Source organism: Mesotoga sp., assembly GCF_035363035.1.
Taxonomy (GTDB): domain Bacteria; phylum Thermotogota; class Thermotogae; order Petrotogales; family Kosmotogaceae; genus Mesotoga.
Genome location: NZ_DAOSEH010000035.1, coordinates 1 through 22101 on the forward strand (window position 1 = coordinate 1; position 22101 = coordinate 22101).

Consider the following 22101-nt stretch of genomic DNA (forward strand, 5'->3'; position numbering starts at 1 on the left):
CCGTGGGGCTGCCACTGTCGAAACCTTGTGATGTACTCAAATTCCCGTGAAGGATCTCCCGAAAGGGAGATTTTTCATTATGTAGAAGACTTAAAGCAATATCCAGTCGACTGCGGCAGCCATATGCAATTGGCGAAGATTTTGACTTTGCCAGTACCAATTCGTGCGGCCAGTCTCCTATCTGGTCAGCTCCTGATGCTTCCGATCTTGAGTCCCCCTGAGAGAGGTGGCGGCACGCTCCTGTCGATGAAGTGTATCAGCTTTCGGGTTTGTCTCCTACTGGACATTCTTGACTTAGCTGGGTGGGTTGTCGTCTCTAACCTCTATCGCATTGCCTATTCCTCCAAGAAGAAAGCGATGCAAAATCTTTCTGCAGTATGTTACGCAAAAAAACAAATTATCTATTCCTTGATAAGTTACTTTTTACAATCCAGATGAGGCTATGGATCTTACAGGCAACGCTAGAATTGAATATTCGTATGATATAGTAATTAGTATAATATTTTTGATTTAACCAATAGAATGAAACAGAAGTGATCTGGGAGAGTGGGATTAGGAGGAGTTTTATGAAAGGATTTTCGGAACTGAGGTTCGCCGGACCCAAATTAGTCTTCGTTGTCTTTCTCATTATGTTCTCGCTCATGTTCTTGCCGTTTCATGTTTTCCAGTCCGAAACAGTCGCATACACCCAAAGGGTTTATTCGGACATCTACCAGAAGGCCGTTGACGCTCTTCTAACAACTCTGTCCATCGGTTATTTTCAATGGAATGCTATGTTCAATGCATTTGAAACTGAAAACTATGAGTTCATCGACAGTATGTTTGAAGAAATACTCAACGACATTTCTCCTGTGAGATCCATAAATGTAATTGAGAGACCGAAGGAATTCTCGGCCGCTAAGGACTACGAGTTGTTCGTGGCAAATGAAGAGCTTTATGCCTATACGAACGTGAGGGACAGCCTGGCGGACAATACTACTGAAAGATTTGTAGTAATGGTTTCAATAGACAAACGTCTAGTTCTTGAAAGCCTTTCCATGGCCGACAGAATAAGCTTTTCAAATAAAGGGGACGAATTATTCGCATATGGTCTTCATGTCGATATAAAGGGTTACGACCTATACAACTGGCTGGTGTTTCACGCCTTTGCATCTGGATTAATTGGAGTCCTCCTCATGATGGAAGTTCTCGCGATCGCGTTTTCCAGGTATCATCAGACCCAGGGTCTGCAGACTACAGTCTATATGTGGGAGATGCAGGACCCATACACAACATTTCATTCGAAAAATGTGGCCATAATTGCCGAAGCTCTCGGAAAGAGACTTAAGCTCAAGAAGAAGAAGCTCGTCGAGCTTGTAAACGGTGCCAAGCTTCACGATATAGGAAAGATGGGGATCTCGACAAGCATTCTCAGAAAGCGCGGTCCTTTGAACGAAATAGAATGGGAAGTAATGTTGAGTCACCCTGAGCGCGGGAAGAGATTGCTCGAGCAGTTCAAGTATCTTGGAAAATACATACCTTACGCATACATGCACCATGAAAGAGAAGACGGTTCAGGATACCCTCTAGGACTGAAAGGGGAAGAGATTCCCTTTGAAGTGAAGATTCTCGCGGTTGCCGATGTATTCGAAGCTCTCACGGCCAACAGACCATACAGGGAGGCTTATTCCTTCCCACAAGCGGCCGAGATGATGACAGAGATGCCGCTGGACCAGGAGATAGTGTCCGAACTGTGCAAGGCGCTACCGGAACTGGAAAAGGAATTGAGTGATAGAGGAGCTAGCGGAGACACCTGGGTAAAAGTTGTTTAGAGTAGCTTTCTCAATGCCGTACGTTTTTTGAATCTGATTAACGATTCACATACAAATAATGATGGGCATTGATAGATGCCAAAGACGGGATAATACTTATATAAAGCCGAGAAGAAAGAGAAGAAACGCGAGGGAATTCGATAAAAAACAGGGAAAAAATGAATCATGGAGGTATCTACTGCATTAATCACTAACTATAAGGAGGATTTAGGTGAAATTGGCCTTCAAAAACACTCGTATAACCGATTCGCCAGACAACTCCCTCGCGAGCTAATGAGTAATGATACTACAAATCGTTGTGGAAACTCAAGTCTCAACTAATACATTTGAATTAACAAAGAACCGTCGGTCGATAGGAACAGCAGGAGAAAGGCTCATGATGCTCTCCCCTCTTTTCAAGGACCACTTGTAACGCTTCCGGAGGTCTGCATACAACGGCGGACGGTTGGTGGAGAACGACTTTTCGCAACGACAGATTACAAAAACCGGAGGACAACTTGCACACGATCCTCCGGTTTGTTTTCGTTGTTGAAACGCCCGCACTGACGGCTTTTATCTCGTCAGTTCAGGTACGCTTCGAATCCTTTTTGCATCAGATCGTTGTAGTTGGGAATGTTCGAGTAGGCCAGATCGGTGCCGAACATCATGTTGTAGCTGTTCACCAGCGCCTCAACGGTCGCCAGGTGCATTCCCACTCTGTGCTTTAGCGGATATTTTTCGTCGTAGAGCGTGTCGGGGTTTTCGCGCCATATGAAGTCGAACCCGGGGTTGGGAGATTCCACCAGAAAAGAGATGCTCCCAGTGGCATCGCCAATCTCTCTATGGCTTAGTCCCCTGAACTGGATGTTCGATTCTTCCAGTTTCAGCGAGACTCCGTAGTTGAACTCTATCTCCATAGTTGCCAGAGCCCCGATCTCCATACCTCTCTGGTGACATACCAGCATGTAGGCCAGTCTGCCGCCGGGCACTTTCACTCCATTGACGATGTCGTAATTGTCCGGCGTGTCGCTCTCGTGCATATCCAGGTTGAAATCGACCTTCTCCTTCTTTATGAGCTCCATTATTGCGAAGGCGAGCTTCTCGGTCGGAGTTCCGTCGGGCCGTCCCGGGTAATTGCGGTTCAGGTTTCTCGACTCGTAACCGGGTAATTCTTGACCCGAAGGATAGTGGAGATACACTTCCGGATCGGGCCGGCCCTGGTCGTTGACATCTGTGTTCCTGTCGCCATAGACGAGGAAGCGTGGCCCGCTCTTAGACTGTATTTGCAAAAAGTGATCAGGCTGATTGGGATAGAAAACCGTGGCGATAGAAGCCCCGCTGCTGTTGCTGAAGGGAATTACGATCACCCTGCCGCGCTCGACTATCGCGTTTTCTATGAATATAGTCGCCGCTACTGTGCCCGCGATCTCCATGGCGTGTGTGCCACCCATCAGAAGGAAGGTCGGCCCGGCTTTCCCGCTGTCCATGAAGTAGACAACCGTGTCCATGTTGGTACCTTCTAGCGGTTCGAAGTAATAGGAGAGCCACTTCGTTTCCGTGACCCCGTAACCCGGCCGGATATCTGGCCTGAAGAAAGCCGCCAGCGAAAGCGACGTTCCCATAAGGATCAGCAGTATTACAAGTAATTTTTTCATTGCGCAGTACCTCCGTTCATAGCCGAAACTCTCGTCAGGTTAAGTGCTCCAACTCTCCAAAAACTTAAAACTCCGGCGCCGATGCCCCTCCTTCTCTCCTGAAAGCTCCTATTCCTATCATGAGCCCGTCGGGCTGTACCTGGATAAGGTTTAGAGAGCCGAAAGAGCGGTAGGGGAACTGGAATTCTCTCACCTTGTGGCCCATTATCTTCTCCAGGAAAAGCCTCGAGGATTCGGGGAAGCCCGTTTCCATTCTGAATTCCGGGTAATTAGGAGATCCGATGAGCTTGGGTGTCATCTGGGCCTCGTCGAGAGTCATTCCAAAGTCTATCAGGTCAACGATGACATTTGTTATGGTGGACTGTATGTAATATCCACCCGGTGTTCCAATCAGGTACACGACTTTTCCGTCCTTCTCGATTATCGTCGGGCAGATCGTGGTAACCGGTCTCTTGCCCGGAACGAGGCCCCTTGAAGTCTCGTCGAGGGTGAAGTTTCCCATTTCGTTGTTTATGAAGAAACCGTCAAGGTAGACGCCCGAACCGAAGAAGCCTGACAGAGTCTGTGTCCATGCAACGGCGTTTCCATTTCTGTCGATAACGGCGAAATGCGTCGTATCCTGGCCGACATCGGCGGTAGAAGGTACCAACTCTATGACTCCTGCTTCAGCTAGCAGAGCTTCGACGTAAGAGTCGGTCTCTTCGAAGAGATGGGGTTTGCCGATATAGTCGGTGTAGTAAAGGGCGCTGTCGAGAGCCTGGTTAAGATCGATGTTCATGAACCTGGTTTTGGAGTATTCTTTGCTGATCAGGGTTTCTACCGGCACGTAAACATACGCCGGGTCACCGCTGTAGGAGAGCAAATCGATCATCGCGAACGTGAGCGCCTGATTGATGATGTTCATCACCAGCGGATCGTCCCAGGCGAACGCGGAGAGGTTGAAATGCTCGAGTATGTTCAGAGTCTCCAGCAAATAGGGACCCCCGACCGGTATGCCAGGAACGAATAGGTCGTATTCTCTGTAAGTACCGTGAAGCGGCGTTTTTACAAGCGCCCTGTAATTGACGAGGTCGCTCTTCCTCAGCAGGCCGCCCCTGGACTGCATCAGAGCATCGATCTTGTCGGCAAGCGTTCCATTGTAGAAGGCCTGCGGACCGTTCTCCGCCAGATACTTGTAGGTTTCCGCCAGTTCAGGATTGGTGGCTATGTCACCGGCTTCCCAGGCGAAAAGACCTTCTTTCAGGAAACCGGGGGCGTTTTCGAGCAGGACATCGTAGCTACCACCACACGATGAGGCGAATGTGTAGTTGACTTCAAAGCCTTCGCTCGCGAGCCTTATCGCAGGTGCGATCAATTCTGCGAATGGGAGAGAGCCTCCATAAAGCCAGAGTTCGATGATGCCGGCCAGAACACCCGGCGTACAGATGCTCAACGGCCCGGTCCTGAAATCGGAAGCCTTCAAACCAAGCTCAGCCGCGGTGGCAATAGAGGCAAGTCCCGGTGCCGAGCTCCTGAAGTCGACGGCGATCTTTTCTCCGTTGAAGGAAACGACAGCGTAACCCTCTCCACCGATTCCCGAAGCGTAGGGTTCAACGACCCCCAGCGCTAGACTGACGGCGATCGCCGCATCGATAGCGTTTCCACCTTTCTCGAGAATCTCGGCACCGGCAGCGGCGGCGTACGGGTTTCCGGCCGCGACCATACCGGTATTTGAAGCCTGCAGCTTTCCGACACTCGCGGTAATTACTGAAAAGCCAATTCCCACCAACAATAAAAGACAGAAGAAAGTAAGAACAATTCTTTTCATACAAAACCTCCCAAATGAGTTGCTCACCGCAATTAAGCGATGGTTGAACAAGAAAAGCGGTTCGACGGGTTCCGGCTGTTGAATCAATTATACAGCGAAAGAGCGAAGAGCCGTCCTCGGAAAGAGCGAGATGAGGAGAGAGAGAAGAGAGAGTAAGAGGCGTGTGGAGCATCGTCAGTTCCTATTTTCGCTCTCGCCTTCTCGTGAGCGAAGCGAACTCTCGATGCTCTTTCTCTCGGTTCTTACTCACCACCACTCACCACCCTCCATGGTTCTTTATGGTCTATAATTGGTCGTATTCCACTTTCCGCTGCCGGTTAATCAAAACTACCTGACGAACTCTCGTGCTTTCGTTGAAGAATTCACCGTCAAAAGCTCTCGTTCAAGTGAAGGAGGGAAAATGGCATGAAAGATTTAAAGAGAGTTCTCTTCACGCTACTGGTTACAGCAGTTTTTCTGTGCTTTACGGACACTGCCGTCGCCACTGGACGGATAATGCCCGAAGATTTCGAGTATCTGGGTGCCTTTCTGGTGCCGCAGTGGATAGACGGGACACCGGATGCAGAAAGCTGGGAGTGGGGAGGCATGTCTATGACCTACGACCCGTCGGGCGATCCGAAAGGGAAGAAGGACGGCTTTCCCGGCTCCATCTACGGTACGGGCCACGATGTCTGGAACCTTGTCTCGGAAATAGATATACCAGTCCCGGTGATCTCACCCACCAGGAGCATTTCGGACCTCAACACTGCCCGTACCCTCCAGCCGTTTGCCGATGTCAAGGACGGACTCTTCGCCTGGGCCGAAGAGATGCCCCGCGTGGGACTCGAAATACTGGAGCCGCAGGGAGCACAGAGTTCCAGGAAACTGTATCTCTGCTGGGGTGCGCATTTCCAGGACGAATACTTCTATACGCATATGTGGTGCGAGACCGATCTGGATGATCCCCGCCCGGCCGGAGCCTGGAGGATAGAAGGGATCAATTCGTACAACGGGAACGACTACCTTTTCGCGATCCCTTCTGAATGGGCCGATCTCTACACACCTGGAATGCGTCTGGCGACGGGACGGTACCGGGATGGCGGATGGTCTGGTTTCGGGCCTACGCTGGCGGCTATCGGCCCCTGGAATCAGGGTAACCCACCTCCCGACGGAACGACTCTCCAGTCGGTTGTTCTGATCAAATACTCCGATTACTTCGAGGGAGAACCCGAACCATGGTACCAGATGAACGGTTACGCCCATTCGGACGAATGGACCGGAGGAGCCTGGCTCACTGCAGGCGACAGATCTGCGGTGGTCTTCGTTGGTACCAAAGGAATGAGCGAAGCATGGTACGGCGATACTCTGCGAGAATGCATGGACGACTGTGAGTTTCCCTATCTCCGCGGCTGGTGGAGCCTCTACTTCGAAGGCTGGTTTCTCTTCTACGATACGTCGGATCTGGCCAAAGTGGCGCAGGGAGTGCTGGAACCCTATCAGGTGCAGCCATACGCCCATCTGAACGTTGACGACGTGCTCTATTACGTTCACGGAAAACAGGAGAAATACCATCTGGGGGCCTGCTGCTACGATCGTGCAAATCGCCTCTTCTACGTCTTCGAACCCGGACGCGAGAGCCCTTCTGGAGAAAGCGAAAGAACGATCGTCCACGTATGGAGAATCAAGGAATAAAAACGGACTATCCGGAAGAGGACCTTTTCGCCCGAATGAGATAGCTTAATCGAATACGGCTCCAGGGTTATAGCTCCACTCGCTCTCTCTTTTTCGAGTTCATGTGGGAAACTTCTGCCACTGGCTTGTATGTCATCAATTGCAGCGACGTGATAGAATTCAATCATGGATATCAAGAGGGTTTTCAGCTCGATTTCGTCGTACGCGTTTTTTTTATTCGGTTTCACTTCGATAATACTCGGAAGCGCACTCCCGGCTATTGAGAAGAGTTTCGGCATAGATCACCAGATCGCTGGAATTCTGCTTTCGCTTCCGACTATTGCGTTCATGTTTTCGGCGATCTTGGTGAGCACTCTTTCTAACCGTGTGGGGCCGTTCAAGTTGCTTACGATGGGTATTTCTTTCATTGCCGGCTCGCTTGTTCTGCTCTCGATCGGAAGAAGTTTCTGGCTGTTACTCATCGGTAGCATGGCTCTGAGCTTCGGGACCGGCGCCACTGAGACTTCGATCGGTATCGGGGTCTCCGGTCTGAAGTACCGGAAACCGGGAAGCGCTTTGAATCTAATGCATTCACTGTTCGCCGTCGGTTCGATCATTTCTCCATTCATCGTCGCCGCTTTTCTCGTAGATTACAATTCCTGGTGGAAGCCCTTCTTCGTTGCCCTCTTCGCGGCCGTTCCTCTACTCTTTTTCACGCCGATGCTGTACAGGATTCCTTATACGGGAACGGATGAAAAGATCTCGCGCTACAAAAAGGAACTATTTTCGCAGAAGATCTTCTGGCTAATCCTGGCCGGAGTTTTTCTGTATGTAGCCTACGAGATAGGTTTTACTTCCTGGCTTTCGAGTTTCGTGTTCGAGTCGAAAGGCATAGAGATGAGGTACGCCAGTATCTTTCCGGCGCTTCTCTGGAGCGGTATCCTGGTCGGGCGACTGGTTGCGGGCTTTGTAGTCGAAAAACTAGGGTATGAGCTCTCCCTCTTGTTTATGACGGTCATCTCGTTTCTGTCTTTTGGCGCAGCGCTGTTGATGAAGTCCGCGGTGTGGATCGGCGTGGCCGTAATCTTCGCCGGATTCGGTTTTTCCGGTACCTTTCCAACCCTGCAGGCCATTCTGATATCGCGTATGAAGAACGGAATAGCCTTTGCACTTGGTCTTTTTACGGTTGCCTCTTCGCTCGGCGGGGCCATGGCCAATTATCTGGTAGGCCTCCTGGGCCAGATCTTCGGCATGTATGCCGGTATAATATTCATACTAGTACTGATAGCGTTCGAGATGGTTGTGGCGCTGATGATAATGAGATTGAGGGTGAAGACCAATGACTAGAACGGTTACCGTGGTTGGCGCCGGACCGGCCGGTTTGGCCGCCGCCAGGATTCTCGGCAGGGAGGGTATCGATTTCACTCTTTTCGATTCGAAAACCTTTCCCCGTTACAAGGGCTGTGGAGGTGGTCTGACTCCACGCTCAATTAGAGTTCTAGGAGAGATCTTCCCGGAGATCGAACCCGAAGGCTTCGAAACGAGAGAGCTCTCTTTCAGAAGCATAGACGAGGGTGTGGCCAGAGATATGGTGACGTATATGTCGAAGCGTCCTCTGTTTTTCACGGTGGATCGCAAGGAGTTCGATCACTCTCTTCTCAAATCGGTGATCGAGAGAGAAGGTGATTTCGTCGTTTCCAGAGTCAGAGAGATCGAAAAAACTGACTGCGGTTTTCTAGTCAAAGGCGAAAACCTCGAGATCGAAAGCAAGTTCGTTATCGTTGCCGGAGGTGTGTTCGGAGCGAAACTGGTCAATCTGGAACCTCCCGAATACGGGATAATCTACCACGGTTACAGCTCACCGACGGGAAACGCCTCCATAACCTTTATACAGGATGGGTATCTCTGGAAGTTTCCCGGAGAATCCTTCGACTCGATCGGCGGCGGCGTCTATCCGGATGCGCCGAACATTCTGGCTTACGAAGAGATGGCGACGCTGGTAAAAAAGACCTTCGATGAAGACGTAGAGCTTATGGGCACTCCTATGCCGCTCTTCAACACGGAGAAGGTTCTCGAATTGAACAGGGCTTTCGAGGGGCTTTTCTTTGCAGGGGACAGCGCGGGTCTGGTGGATAACTGGACGGGAGAGGGGATAGATTTCGCCCTCGATTCCGGAAGGCAGGCCGCCCTGTCTATCGTGGAGGACGGGATCAAAGGGAAGACCGCCGGTCAGAGATATCTGGAGAGGTTGTACCCGATCGTGAGGCATCTCCAGGTTGCAGATGCCTTTAGAAGACGATTTCACGCCAACCTTCAGGGAAATGTTCTTCTTCTCAAGAGCAGGCGTTCCGCCAGACTTTTCGTGAATTACATTTCCCGGTACGCGGGAAATTTATCTCTTATGGTCCTCAAGAGCTTCTTTACAGGAGGAATACGCCATAGATCAACATAGCGCGGCGACGGCCCTCACCTTGAGGTCCCTGACGCCGTCCTGGGCTACTCTTCCGTCGATCAACCTCAAAAGCCTTTCGCCGTAGGCGTTTGCAAACTCCATGTTATGGGTTATCATCACTATCGTGACATCGTACTCTCTGTTTATCCTCTGGGTCAGCTCCATAACCTTCTGCGCGCTGACGGGATCCAGAGCGGCCGTATGTTCGTCCAGCAGGAGCAGTCTCGGCCTTGAAAGGATCGCCATTACCATTGCCAGCGACTGTTTCTGGCCTCCGGAAAGCTCTCCGGCCTTAGTCTTGAGGCGTGTTTCCAGTCCAAGCCCCAGGTTCGCGAGGAGTGAAATGGCCTCTTCCTTAACTTTGCTGAACTTCATGGAGCGCCCGCCCTTTTTCGAGGCGATTATGAGGTTCTCCGCTATGGTCAGAGCCGGAAAGATGCCGGTGTTCGGGTCCTGATAGACTCTCCCTATGAAACAGGCTAACCTGTGTGGTTTCATGTTGTTCATCACTTTACCGTCTATCATGTAGAGACCTTCCGTCGGTTTTACCTCGCCGAGTATGACTTTGAGGAGCGTCGATTTTCCGGCCCCGTTGGGTCCGACTATCGTTATGAACTGGCCTTCGAGTATCTTCATATTCACTTCTTCCAGAGCAATCTTCTGGTTTTCCAGTCCCTGGTTGTATGTCACTGTGAGATTTTTGAATTCGACCATAATTTTTTCACCTCCAGTTTCACTTTCCTCTTTCCATTGGCCGTGGATATCTGACGCAGACCTATTACAACTATTATGAATACGGCAGTCAGAAGCTTCATATCGCTGGCCAGGAATCCGATCCTGTAACCATACCTCATCGCCAGCGAGAGAAGTGTCTGGTATATCACTCCGCCGATTATAGGCGAGAGAAGACCGTAGAAAAGCTTGACTCTTCCCAGAAGGATCTCTCCCATAATCACCGACGCCAGTCCCGTTACGACCATTCCCTGACCGATCGTCGCATCGGAGAACCCGCTGTACAGGGCGAAAAGTCCGCCGCTCAGTCCAACGATGAAGTTGGATATCGTCAGGCCGACTACGGCGAGGGTATCCTGGGAAACGCCGAAAGCGACTATCCCCGACGGGTTGCTGCCAAAGGCCCTCAGCACCATTCCCGGATCGGATCTGAGAATTGTCGTCAGCAGTATTATCACGGCCGATATTATGAGTATTATGAGAAGCAGATCGGAGCCGTCCAGATCGTTGTTGAAGATATTTTTGACAACAGAACCGGTCTTGAGGGCGCGTTCCTGAGTTTTGACTTCTAACTCTCCGAACAGATCATCAAGACCGGTGCCGCCACTCATCTCTTCGAAACTCTGTGTACTCTTTTCCGCCACCACTCTTGGAACGGGGAGATTAGGACCTCCCATAACCCTGAGATTTACCGAGTAAAGCATTGTCATGACTAAGATTCCGGCCAGCAGAACGTTGACCTTGAATTTCCTGTGTATCGTTCCCGTTACGCTTCCGGCCACCGCTCCGAACATAGCCGCCAGTGTAATCGCTAACCAGGCGGGTATTCCGGCAACCACAGCTCTAACAGCGACGGCGGCTCCGAGGGCGAAAGAGCCGTCCGTCGTCAGGTCGGGAAGATCAACTATTCTGAAAGAGATATAGACTCCCAGGGCCATGAGGCCAATAATCAGTCCCTGTTCCAATATCGCCATCAGATCACCTTGTTTTTTCTACGCCGTCTTCAACTACAAGGTCTGCCCTGTCCAGTATTGACTGAGGAAGGTTTATTGCGAGCTGTTCGGCTATGTCTGTATTGACGAAAAGTATCAGTGATTCCTGTCCGAGTATTTTGGTCTCGAGTTCCGACGGGCTTACGCCGTTCAGGATCTGAACCACGAGATCTCCGGTAGATCTGCCTATCTGGTAGTAGTTGAAACCAAAACCGATCAGTCCCCCGGTTCTTGCAATATCGATATCGGCGGCTACTATGGCGACCTTTTCCCTGAGGGCGACGGTGGAAATCGACTCCATACTGGATGCGGCCGTGTTGTCGGTCCCTATGTATATGGCGTCCACATCTCTTATCTGGGCGTTGAGAGAAGCCACCATTTCGACGGTCGTAGAGCCGGTTATATCTATGAGGTTCAATCCGAGGGCATCACAGGCCTCTTTTGCGAACTGCCTGATGGTTACCGAGTTGGCCTCGCCTGAGTTGTAGATGACGCCGATCGTTTTGACGTCGGGAATGGCGAGTTTCAAGAGTTGAATCTGTGTCTTTACGGGGGTCATATCGCTAATTCCTACTACGTTGCCGGGGTTTTTTCCGAAGGAAGGTACGAGGTTTGCACTTACTGGGTCAGTCACCGCGCTGAAGACAACGGGGATCGTTTTTGTTGCGTTTACCAGAGCCTGGGCGGAAGGTGTCGCTATTCCTATCATCACCGCAGGGTTCAGAGAGATAAACTGCTTCGCGATCGTTACTGCCGTAGAAACCGAACCCTGAGCGTTCTGGAAATCGATCTTGATGTTCTCCCCGTCTTTGAAGCCGTTTTCGGCCAGAACATCGATGATTCCCTCCCTGACTGAATCCAGAGCCGGATGTTCCACAATCGCCGTGATTGCCACCGTTTGCAACGATAATCCAAGAACACCTAAAAGTAGTACCACACATACAAGAACCCGCTTCATTCTACATCCCTCCTGATATAAAAAGAGAGAGAGGACGTTTCTCAACGTCCTCTCTCTCTATTCTCCTTCGTGTATTTTAACTCAAGCACACACTGGAGGAGTCCGTAGAAAGGACGTTCCTCCTAAACCAATAAGCGTATGCAAAGCTTACCAGGGTTGCCCGAATCATCACTGTTTACCTCCAAAAACTTCGTTTGATATTTTATACCACAAAACAATGTTACGGGTCAAGGCAGTACATAAAATTATTTTTTTCGTTACGTTCTTTCTTCCCTCGAGTAAGGTACGCCCAGAGAAGCGGGGGCACCGACCTTTCTTTTGAGAGCGTCGGTCGAGGTGAAGAAGAGAACGGCTATCGTGAGCAAGTAAGGTAGCATCTTCAAGAAATCCGGGGAGATATGGGCACCGATGGCCTGGAGCCTCAGCCCCAGGGCAGTTATTCCACCGAAGAGATAGGCACCTATCAGAGCCTTGAAGGGATCCCACGTGGCAAACAGCACGAGTGCAATGGCAATCCACCCCCTCCCGGCCGTCATGTTCTCTATCCACATCGAGTTGTAGGCTAGCGAGAGATAAGCGCCGCCGATCGCCGTGATGGAGGCTCCTAGAATCGTGAAGAGATACCTGACCGCGAAAACGTTGATTCCCTTTGCGTCTGCGGCGTCCGGCGATTCTCCTACCGCTCTGAGCGTCATGCCGGCCCTGGTTTTGTAGATCACGAACCACATGACCGGGACGAGCACGAAGCTTATATAAACCAGCATATCGTGCTCGAAAAATATCCTGCCGATGTAGGGTATGTCCGACAGCAGGGGAATCTTTATGGGATTGAATCTTCTGGCTATAACTCCTATGTAGTCCTTGCCCCAGAGGCCGCTGATTCCGGTGCCGAGCATAGTTATAGCGAGTCCGCTCACGATCTGGTTGATCTTGAGCGTGACCGTGAAAAAAGCATGAATAAGTCCGAGCACGGCCCCGGCCAGCATGGCTACCAGAACGGCTGCGACGAGGCTCGATGTGTTGTAGGATGCCATAAACCCGCCTATGGCTCCGACCAGCATCAGCCCTTCAAGCCCGAGATTCATTACTCCCGATCTCTCGGTGAAGATCGTACCGAGAACGGCGAAAAGAAGGGGGGTTCCCGCCCTCACAGTCGCCTGTAGAGTGGATATTACGAAGGAGGGTAGATCATTCATTTTCCGGCACCTCCTTTACGATCGCAAGCCTGTATTTGGACACGGCCTCTCCGCCAAGCAGGCAGAAGAGCACCAGGCCCTGAAAGACGGAGATGAGAGCCATTGGAAGTTTGTAGAACATCTGCAGCTGGTCGTTACCGACGAGCAGACCTCCAAAGAGAAATGAGACCAGCAGTATGGCGAGAGGATTCAACTTGGCAAGCCAGGCAACTATTATGGCCGTATAACCGTAGCCTGGCGAAAATCCGTGTTGCAGTCTGTGCTGAACACCCATCATCTGCACCGCACCTCCAAGACCGGCTATCGCGCCGCTGACAACAAGGGCGATTATAGTGTAGTTCCTGACATTTATCCCCGAATATCTTGCGGCCAGCAGGTTGTCGCCGACGATTTGAGAATTGAAACCCCAGCCGGTCTTCCTGTATATGTATTGAAGCAGTACAGCGACAGCCAGAGCTATGAAGACCCCTATATGGAACTCGTCGTCGAAAAAGGAGGGAAGCCTGGCCTGGTCGGGGAAGGGCGCCGTTCCGGGGAAGCCGTACCCTTTCGGGTCTTTCCACGGGCCGTACACGAGGTAATCGACCCAGAAGATGGCCACATAGTTCAACATGAGAGTCACGACTATCTCGTCCGTTCGTGCGAAGGCCTTCATGAGCGCCGGTATCAACGCCCAGGCCGCCCCCGCAGCGGCGCCGACGATCGAAAGCAGGACAATCATGATCAAAGGTGATTTCACGTCTTTGAAAAGGAAAAGAGCACCCCATGTAGAAACCATAGCGCCCATGTAAAGCTGCCCTTCGCCGCCTATGTTCCAGATCTTCATCCTGTAGGCAAAGGATAGGCCGAGCGCCACAAAGGCCAAGGGTACCATCCTCATGAATGTGCTGAACAGTCCATACCTGTTCGCGAAAGGCCACGTAAGCATCTCTTTGTAAGCCTCTACAGTTTCCCTGAAGGCCGATGAAAGATTTCCCAGGCGGCCCACGAAGAAAACCAGGAGTATAATTCCCATAATCAGCAGGGCTACCGCCACTGATATAACCGGCACGATAATCCCGGCGTATCGGGGTATCTCGAGTCTCTTCTCTATTCTGATCTTCATCTCAGTGATCCTCCTGCCTTGCGCCGGCCATCATGAAGCCTATCTCTTCGATATATGAAGGGTCAGGCGGAGTGTAGCCCATAATCTGTCCTTCATAGATCACCGCCACCCTATCGGAAAGTCTGAAGATCTCGTACAGCTCTCCGGCTAGAAGTAGTATGGCCGCTCCCCTTTCCTTCTGCGAGAGAAGGGACTTGTAAACGAACTCCATCGCGCCGATATCCAGACCTCTGGTGGGGTGTTCTGCGATTATGACTTTTGGTTCGTTCGAGAGCTCTCTGGCCAGAACGACCTTCTGCAAATTCCCGCCGGAAAGATACCTGACCTCGGTTTTAGCCGAGGGCGTCGATATAGAGAACTCGCCGATCAATTCGTCGGCCTTCGAGTGCATCCGCCTGCCGTCGAGTTTCCACGGGGAGCAATGTACCAGTTCGCAGATCGAGTTCTTCATGAATAGATTGCTCATCACCGACAGGTTAGGACATGTCGCCATGGTTTTCCTGTCCTGGGGGATAAAACTGAGGCCGGCTCTGATCCTTTCGGCCACGTTACCCTGTCTCAACTCGTGCCCGTCGAGTTCTATCCTTCCGGAAACTTTCTTTCTCAGACCATAGATGGCTTCGGCCAATTCTCGCTGACCGTTGCCGGCAACACCGGCTATTCCGAGAATCTCACCCGATCTGATCTCCAGGCTGAGATCCCTGACCGACATGAGATCTTTGTCGTTTTTGACGTTGAGATTCTCTATCTTGAGAATAGCTCTACCAGTTTCCACCACCGGTTTCTCCTGGTCGAGGAGCACATCTCTGCCGACCATCATTCTAACCAGACCGCGCCGGTCTATCTTTTCTCTCTCGACCGTACCGACAACTTTACCGCCACGCAAGACGGTTATCCTGTCGCTTATCGCGAGCACTTCGTCTAGCTTGTGGCTTATGAAAATCACCGAGGAACCTTCGCTGACTAGCTTCCTTATGGCTTTGAAAAGCATATCGCTCTCCTGTGGGGTTAGAACGGCCGTCGGCTCGTCGAGTATGATTATGCCGGCACCCGTGTACAGCAGCTTCAGGATTTCGATTCGCTGCCTCTCCCCGACCGAAAGAGTCCAGACCCGCGCGCGTGGATTCACCGGAAGTCCGTAGGCCTCCGAAAGTTCCTTTATTTTCGATTCTACCGTTTTCGTCTTTATGACAAACCCGAAATCCTTCAAACCTAGAACCACGTTTTCGGCCACCGTGAACGACGGCACCAGGGTGAAGTGCTGTTGAACCATGCCGATACCGTATTTGAGCGCGTGACTGGGCGAGGTTATTGATACTTTGCCGTTGTTTATGAAAACTTCGCCCCGGTCGGCGTGATAGATTCCGAAAAGAATATTCATCAAGGTAGTCTTGCCGGCGCCGTTTTCTCCCAGGAGAGCGTGTACCTCTCCCTTCTTCAACTGCAGAGATATGTCGTCGTTGGCCATGACACCCGGAAAGGATTTGGAAATATGTTTCATCTCAAGAACGGGAAAGTCTTCCAAAGAAATCACTCCAGCAAGAGGAAATAAGGGGGCCTGACGGCCCCCGGGAGATCACTGTATCTTACCTACTACGTTGTTTATGAACCAGTCCATGCTGAGAAGATCGCCGTCGGAAGGTATTTCGCCTTCGGCGTACTTCAGATTGCCGGCCTGGTCGTAGATAGGTCCGACGAAGGGATGCATATCGCCTTTGACGATTGCATTTCTCATGGACATCACGAGCTTGGCAACACCGCTGGGAACAAGGTCGCTGAGAACGATATCGACGGCTCCGTCATTTATACCGCCCCAGTACTGCGCGTTGGTCCAGGTACCATCCATGACGCTTCTCACGATTTTTTCGTAGTAGGGACCCCAGTTCCAGACCGGTGCCGCGAGGAAGGCTTTCGGAGCGAAGGCGCTCATGTCGCTGTTGTAACCGATCGAATAAACGCCCCTGTCCTCGGCCGCCTGTTGCGGTGCCGGAGAATCCTGATGCTGTGCGATCACGTCGGCCCCTATATCGAGCAGCGATACCGCGGCTTCCTTTTCTCTTGCCGGATCGAACCAGGTGTTGGACCAGACCACGTGTACCTTCGCCTGTGGATTTACGTACTGAACACCCATCGCGAAGGCGTTTATTCCCCTTATAACTTCGGGAATCGGGAAGGCGGCGACATAACCGATTATGTTGGTCTTGGTCATCGCACCGGCCACAAGACCGCTGAGGAACCTCGGTTCGTACATTCTCCCGAAGTAGGTACCCAGGTTATCTGTAACCTGGTAACCGGAACAATGCATGAAAGTGGTTTTCGGGAAGGACTTGGAGACCTTCACCATGCTGTCCATGTAGCCGAAACTGGTCCCGAAAACGAGATCGTAACCTCTTTGAGCGTAGCCTCTGAAAACGCTTTCACCCTCGGCACCCTCTGGTACGTTTTCAATGAAGTCAGTGACAATATCGCTACCGAAGACTTTCTCCAGATACAGTCTGCCCTGGTTGTGCATGAAGCTCCAGCCACCATCGCCGATCGGCGCAACGTAGATGAAGGCAACCCTGAGCGGAGCGGCCAGCATCGCGGTAGTAACTAACAAGAGCGTGAGAATGAGCAGGAATCTTTTCACTGTCTTACCCCCTTTGCGAGAAGTTGGTTCTTCCGACGTAAGAATTATACCCTTACACTATCGCTTATCCAAAATTTGAAAGAGCGTCTCTTCAACAAAAAACACCTCCACCCGCTGCGCTCAAGACATACGAGCGGAGGTACAGAAATATTATACTACCGCTTGTTTAACAGTCATATCCATTCTTTGACTGGCATTGTACCGGTGGTAAAATATTCTGGAAGAACACACCACAATAACTAAGGAGGTCCAGTCTATGATAACGACGAGAATGGAGAAGGAACTGAACGCACAGATAAAGGCCGAGTACGAATCGGCCTTCATCTATATGGCCATGGCGGCCTGGGCTCACAAGAACGCGTATTTCGGAACGGCGAATTTCATGTGGAAGCAGGCCAAGGAAGAGGAAGAACACGCAATGAAATTTGTTGGGTACCTAAAGGATGTGGATGGAACCATAGAGATACCCGGGCTCGAAAAGCCCGAAGGAGAGTTCAAATCTCTGCTGGATATTTTCGAGAAGGGCCTCGAACACGAGAAGTACATCACATCTAGGATTCACAACCTCGTGACCGTTTCCGACGAAGAAGGCGATTACGCCACTAACGATTTCCTGCAGTGGTACGTTACAGAACAGGTCGAGGAAGAGAGAAACTTCAGGGATATCGTCAAACTGCTCAAAAAAGTGGGCGATCACACCAACGGAATAATGATGATCGACGCCAAATTGGGAGAGAGATAAAAAATAAACACCGGGGGATGTCGTACGGGCGACATCCCCGTTTTTTGCAGAGCGAGCGATCAACGAGTTCAACTGAGAGGAGGGGGTAACAATGCGCAAGCTTTTTCTGGCGATGTTTGTGGTGATATCTTTAGCCGTTCTGGTCTTCGCTACGCAAGTAAATCTATCTATAATTCATACCAGTGATATCCACGGTAATATCTTCCCGGTGGATTACGCGACCGGTAAGTTTTCGGCTGTCGGTCTGGCGAAGATATCGGCGTTTCTGAGCGAAATGAGAAAGAGCAATCCCAACACACTCGCCATAGATACGGGAGATCTGATTCAGGGTACGCCGCTGGCATATTACTATGCGAAAGTGGATAACTCTGGCGAAAATCCCATGATAGCGGCATTGAACCATATGGGTTTCATCGCAAGCGTGATAGGAAATCACGAATTCAACTACGGTCCCTCTATACTCGAAAGGGCCATCGGTGAAGCCGGTTTCCCGATGTTGAGCGCCAACATAGTCTTCGAAAGCAGCGGTGAGGCGGCTTTCGCACCATACGTAATCGTGGAAGTGCCCTTTGAAGGCGACACAATCAGGGTCGGGGTTCTCGGTCTTACGACGAGCTTCATCCCCAACTGGGAGGAACCCAAACACATAGCCGGGCTGAACTTCCTGGATCCTGTGTCAACCGCTTTAGAATACGTTCCCCAGCTCAGGGAAAAGGTAGATGTTCTGGTGGTTGCCTATCACGGCGGCTTCGAGAGAGATCTGAAGACCGGTGCGCCGACCGAGGAATTGCTTGGAGAAAACGTCGGTTACCAGATTCTCAAGGAAGTGAAAGGCATCGATGTACTTCTCACCGGCCACCAGCACAGGACTATCGCCGAGGTTATCGATGGCACTGTGATCTCTCAGCCTTCCAACTGGGGAAAGGTCGCAGGTAAGATAGATCTCGTACTAGAAAAGAATAATGGGAAATGGGAAATAGTGGATAGAAGCATTGTCCAGGTTTCTATGGCCGGTTACGAGGCTGATTCTGCATTAATGGCAATGTTCCAGAGCTTTGAAGACCGTGTACAGAAATGGCTTGACCAGCCTGTCGGTATAGCGATAGGCGACTTCTACATCGACGACCCGTTCGTCGCCAGACTGGCCGATAACTCTTTGATCGAGTTCGTGAACAGGGTCCAGAGCTTCGTAACGGGTGCGCCGATATCTTCCGTTGCGCTCTTCACTAACGATATAAAGGGATGGAAGACCGGACCAATAACGATAAGGGATATAAACGCCGTTTATATCTATCCGAACACTTTAAAGGTGATAAAGGTCACCGGCGCAGATATCAAGGCCGCTCTCGAAAAGAGCGCCGAGTACTTCACCTATGAAGACGGCGAGATAGTGGTCACAGACAGCTGGATCAATCCCAAGCCGCTCCATTACAACTACGACATTTGGGAAGGCATAGAGTATATAGTAGCCGCAGACAGGCCCGTCGGAGAGAGAGTATTGAGCGTCCGTTACATGGGAAGACCTCTGGATATGGACGGCGAATACGAAGTGGTCCTGAACAACTACCGTGCCGGTGGCGGTGGCGGATACACTATGTTCCAGGGCAAACCGGTCGTGAGAGAGGTAATGCTCGAAGTCTCCGAGATAATCGCCGATTACGTACTTGAAAGAGTTGCCGTTAGCGCAACTCTCGATCGCAACTGGTCGGTTGGAACCGGTCTCATCCACACGGTCGGCTGGAATGAAACGCTAAGAACGATCTCGGAAATGTACGGAATAGACGCCTCCGAGATCATGAAATACAACCCCGATTTGAAAAGGGTCGAGAGGATCCCCGCCGGTACTAAGATCATTATCTATAGACCCACGCTCGAAGAAGTGCCGGTGATGTGAGCTCTCAAAAATAAAAAAGGGCGGAGAGACCCGCCCTTTTTTATATCTCAGCTAATTGAGGAATGGCAAAGGCCGGCAAAATTTATCCGCTAGTTTTCATGAGTTCGAGATCCTTGGAAAAAACGCCGGAAGGATTATCACCTTACAGCCTGGATATGTTTTTTGATGCTTTTCCTGAACCGTGATAACCCCTGATTTTGTAAGTCAGAATCTTCAAGCGTCTTTCCCGGTCGGCGTAGCTACCTTCATTCGAAGTATTTTCTCGGTCCATGACTCTCGACTTTTTTCAAAAAGCTTCTAACGGTCTCCATGTATTCTTCGGGCTTCTCCAGGTGGTGTTCGTGGGAAGCGTCTTCGATAATTTTCATTTCACAGTTGACTATCTCCCTACGGTAAAGCTCTATCGTCGAGGGCGTCGCCTCGTCGAATCTGCCACATGTCAGGAGGACCGGAACCTCTATCTCCCCCAGTCTATGAACACAACTGTAATTTCTAAGCGTGCCCGTGACCGTGAACTCGCTCGGTCCGTACATGTATTCATAAACGGCCGTGCCCATCCCTTCGAGAGTCCTGTTCAAGCAATCCGGCCACGGATCGAGACGGCAGACATGGCGGTTGTAAAAGGTCCTCATCGCATCGGCGTATTCCCGAGAGTCGAAGCGACCGCTTGCTTCGGCTCTGTGTATGGCGTTTTGCCTTTCTTTAGGCAGGAAGGCAAGCAGTTTTCTAACGTCCTTTTCGAATTGTGGAATGCTCATAGCCGGTCCGGATAGTACCATGCTGACTACCTCTTCAGGTTTGAAGAAGTAGTATTCGCAGGCCAGGATAGTTCCCCAGGACTGCCCCAGGATGTGTACTCTTCCAAGTTTAAGACGTTCCTTAAGAAGATTCAATTCGCCGACGAAATGTTCCACGGTCCAGAGACTTTTATCGGAAGGCCTGTCGGACCTTCCACAACCCAGTTGATCGTAGAAAATAACCGGCCTTTCGTCAGACAAAGCCGAAAGCGGTTCGAGGTAATCGTGAGGGGTGCCGGGGCCTCCATGTAGAATTATCAGCGGGATTCCGCTCTTATCCGCCCCCTCGACGCAGTACCAGATCTTTCCGCCTTTTACTTCGACAAAACCTTCGGCTCTCTTCCCGTTTTCACCCATCGATATTACCTCCCTTCCCAATCATTACGATTATACAACCGATCAACGTGACGGTCGGCTTGACGGCCGGTGGTCAGAAAGTCTATAATCGATTAGACAGCTGTCTAATTGAAAGGAAGAGATCCCGATGGTTGATTGTTGCTATGAACATGAAAATAAAACAGATACGATTTTTTTAAGGCTTAAGGCAAGTGAAGTCTCCGGGCTTTCAAAGCTGTTCAGGGTCCTGGGAGACGAAACAAGAACCAGGATCGTGTATCTCTTGTCGATCACCGAGCTCTGCACCTGTGACCTGGCCAGGGTACTCAATCTTACGTTGCCCACGATCTCCCATCATCTTAAGCTTTTGAAGGAATTGAGGCTGGTCAGGAGCAGAAGAGAAGGAAAAGCCGTTTACTACGCGCTGGCCGACGAACATATACTTGTACTCGTCAAGACGGCGAGAGAGCATTTCGAAGAGGAGTCGCATTGAAGACAAAACACAGAATCAAGGGACTTGACTGTCCTGTCTGCGCTGCCAAAATTGAGGACAGGATAAAGAAGATGGGTTACAGTGCGAAGATAGATCTTGCCTCACAATCGCTGATAATCGAAGATGGTGACATAGAAGAGATAAACAGAATCATATCTAGTGTCGAACCGGGTGCCGGAATCACCGTGGATTCAGGCGGTTCCACTGTTACGAGAAAATTCGGGATTCTGCTCCTATCTTGCGTCGTCTATCTCTTCGCACTGATCACCGGCCGATACCTTCACGGAAGGTACGAACCGCTCGAGTACGGAATATACATACTGGCCTATATACTGGCTGGAAACGGTGTGCTTCTGAAAGCCGGGAGAAATATTCTTCATGGAAGGCTCTTCGATGAAAACTTTCTCATGACCCTGGCCACCGTTGGGGCCTTTCTGATCCACGAGCTGCCGGAGGCCGTGGCTGTGATGCTTTTCTACAACGCCGGAGAGATTCTTGAAGGCATGGCGCTCGCCAGATCGAGAAAATCTATTTCCTCACTGGTCGATCTGAAGGCCGAGACGGTGAACAGAGTTACGCCAGAGGGGTTAGCGGCAGTTCCTGCCTCGTCTATGGTCGCCGGAGACAGGTTCGTGGTCAAACCGGGTGAGAGGATCCCCCTGGACGGCTCGATCGTTTCCGGTGAGACCTGGCTCGACCTTTCGCTTCTAACGGGCGAGAGCAGACCGGTGAAGGCCGGCGAAGGTTACGGAGTCGTCGCCGGGACGATCAATAGTACCGGCCTGATAGAGGTAGAGGCCACGGCCAGCCTAGAGCGATCATACACCAGCAGAATGCTCCAGATGGTCGAAGAGGCCTCTTCCAGAAAATCCA

General features: G+C 50.9%; 18 protein-coding genes. 8 read left to right on the forward strand and 10 right to left on the reverse strand.

What is annotated here, in order from left to right:
- The first annotated feature begins 566 nt into the window (after positions 1–566).
- A complete protein-coding gene (locus PKX57_RS06830) occupies positions 567–1811 on the forward strand; it encodes an HD-GYP domain-containing protein (RefSeq protein ID WP_472416513.1) in 1245 nt (414 codons plus the stop codon).
- Positions 1812–2371: 560 nt separating this feature from the next.
- On the opposite strand, the gene PKX57_RS06835 is transcribed toward PKX57_RS06830, so the two are convergent.
- Together PKX57_RS06835 and PKX57_RS06840 are read right to left on the reverse strand one after the other, a co-directional pair.
- Entirely contained in the window at positions 2372–3445 is a 1074-nt protein-coding gene (locus PKX57_RS06835; protein WP_472416515.1) for a succinylglutamate desuccinylase/aspartoacylase family protein, read from the reverse strand.
- Positions 3446–3509: 64 nt separating this feature from the next.
- On the reverse strand, positions 3510–5252 hold the full coding sequence (locus PKX57_RS06840) for a gamma-glutamyltransferase (protein WP_213919985.1): 1743 nt from the start codon (positions 5250–5252) through the stop codon (positions 3510–3512).
- 405 nt (positions 5253–5657) lie between these two features.
- Here PKX57_RS06840 and PKX57_RS06845 point away from each other — a divergent pair, with 405 nt between their 5' ends.
- The 3 genes from PKX57_RS06845 (at position 5658) to PKX57_RS06855 (ending at position 9354) form a co-directional block, all read left to right on the forward strand.
- Positions 5658–6923 (forward strand): hypothetical protein, encoded by a 1266-nt coding sequence (locus tag PKX57_RS06845; RefSeq protein WP_472416517.1) that lies wholly within the window; start codon positions 5658–5660, stop codon positions 6921–6923.
- Between the two features lie 165 nt (positions 6924–7088).
- Positions 7089–8249 carry an MFS transporter gene (locus tag PKX57_RS06850; protein ID WP_214049304.1) on the forward strand — a complete coding sequence of 387 codons (1161 nt, stop codon included), beginning with the start codon at positions 7089–7091 and terminating at the stop codon, positions 8247–8249.
- Positions 8242–9354 carry an FAD-dependent monooxygenase gene (locus PKX57_RS06855; RefSeq protein ID WP_214048297.1) on the forward strand — a complete coding sequence of 371 codons (1113 nt, stop codon included), beginning with the start codon at positions 8242–8244 and terminating at the stop codon, positions 9352–9354. The genes PKX57_RS06850 and PKX57_RS06855 overlap by 8 nt, the downstream gene beginning before the upstream one ends.
- Here the strand turns inward: PKX57_RS06855 and PKX57_RS06860 are convergent.
- From PKX57_RS06860 to PKX57_RS06890, 7 genes are all read right to left on the reverse strand, one after another.
- Positions 9346–10068: an ATP-binding cassette domain-containing protein gene (locus PKX57_RS06860; protein ID WP_213921737.1), complete on the reverse strand. Its 723-nt coding sequence runs from the start codon at positions 10066–10068 to the stop codon at positions 9346–9348. The two genes, PKX57_RS06855 and PKX57_RS06860, sit on opposite strands and share 9 nt — an antisense overlap.
- Entirely contained in the window at positions 10041–11060 is a 1020-nt protein-coding gene (locus tag PKX57_RS06865) for an ABC transporter permease subunit (protein WP_213921736.1), read from the reverse strand. The genes PKX57_RS06860 and PKX57_RS06865 overlap by 28 nt, the downstream gene beginning before the upstream one ends.
- A gap of 4 nt (positions 11061–11064) precedes the next feature.
- Positions 11065–12036, reverse strand: coding sequence for an ABC transporter substrate binding protein (locus PKX57_RS06870; protein ID WP_213921735.1), 972 nt, complete (start codon positions 12034–12036; stop codon positions 11065–11067).
- Between the two features lie 257 nt (positions 12037–12293).
- On the reverse strand, positions 12294–13232 hold the full coding sequence (locus tag PKX57_RS06875; protein WP_213921734.1) for an ABC transporter permease subunit: 939 nt from the start codon (positions 13230–13232) through the stop codon (positions 12294–12296).
- A complete protein-coding gene (locus PKX57_RS06880; protein ID WP_213921733.1) occupies positions 13225–14337 on the reverse strand; it encodes an ABC transporter permease subunit in 1113 nt (370 codons plus the stop codon). The genes PKX57_RS06875 and PKX57_RS06880 overlap by 8 nt, the downstream gene beginning before the upstream one ends.
- A 1-nt stretch (position 14338) precedes the next feature.
- Positions 14339–15862 (reverse strand): ATP-binding cassette domain-containing protein, encoded by a 1524-nt coding sequence (locus PKX57_RS06885; protein ID WP_213921732.1) that lies wholly within the window; start codon positions 15860–15862, stop codon positions 14339–14341.
- Between the two features lie 51 nt (positions 15863–15913).
- The gene (locus tag PKX57_RS06890; protein WP_470745658.1) at positions 15914–16918 is read right to left on the reverse strand and encodes a BMP family ABC transporter substrate-binding protein; all 1005 of its coding nucleotides are present in this window, start codon (positions 16916–16918) and stop codon (positions 15914–15916) included.
- A 304-nt stretch (positions 16919–17222) separates the two neighbouring features.
- Here PKX57_RS06890 and PKX57_RS06895 point away from each other — a divergent pair, with 304 nt between their 5' ends.
- Both PKX57_RS06895 and PKX57_RS06900 read left to right on the forward strand, forming a co-directional pair.
- Positions 17223–17708 (forward strand): ferritin-like domain-containing protein, encoded by a 486-nt coding sequence (locus PKX57_RS06895; protein ID WP_213923014.1) that lies wholly within the window; start codon positions 17223–17225, stop codon positions 17706–17708.
- 91 nt (positions 17709–17799) lie between these two features.
- Complete coding sequence (locus tag PKX57_RS06900) at positions 17800–19602, forward strand: 5'-nucleotidase C-terminal domain-containing protein (protein ID WP_472416519.1); 1803 nt, start codon at positions 17800–17802, stop codon at positions 19600–19602.
- Positions 19603–19847: 245 nt separating this feature from the next.
- Here the strand turns inward: PKX57_RS06900 and PKX57_RS06905 are convergent, their stop codons facing one another.
- Positions 19848–20756 (reverse strand): proline iminopeptidase-family hydrolase, encoded by a 909-nt coding sequence (locus PKX57_RS06905; protein ID WP_472416521.1) that lies wholly within the window; start codon positions 20754–20756, stop codon positions 19848–19850.
- 127 nt (positions 20757–20883) lie between these two features.
- Between PKX57_RS06905 and PKX57_RS06910 the strand changes: the two genes are divergently transcribed.
- A complete protein-coding gene (locus PKX57_RS06910) occupies positions 20884–21228 on the forward strand; it encodes an ArsR/SmtB family transcription factor (protein WP_472416523.1) in 345 nt (114 codons plus the stop codon).
- Positions 21225–22101 (forward strand): heavy metal translocating P-type ATPase (locus PKX57_RS06915; protein WP_472416525.1); only part of this gene is annotated, 877 nt, incomplete at its 3' end. The genes PKX57_RS06910 and PKX57_RS06915, both read left to right, overlap by 4 nt.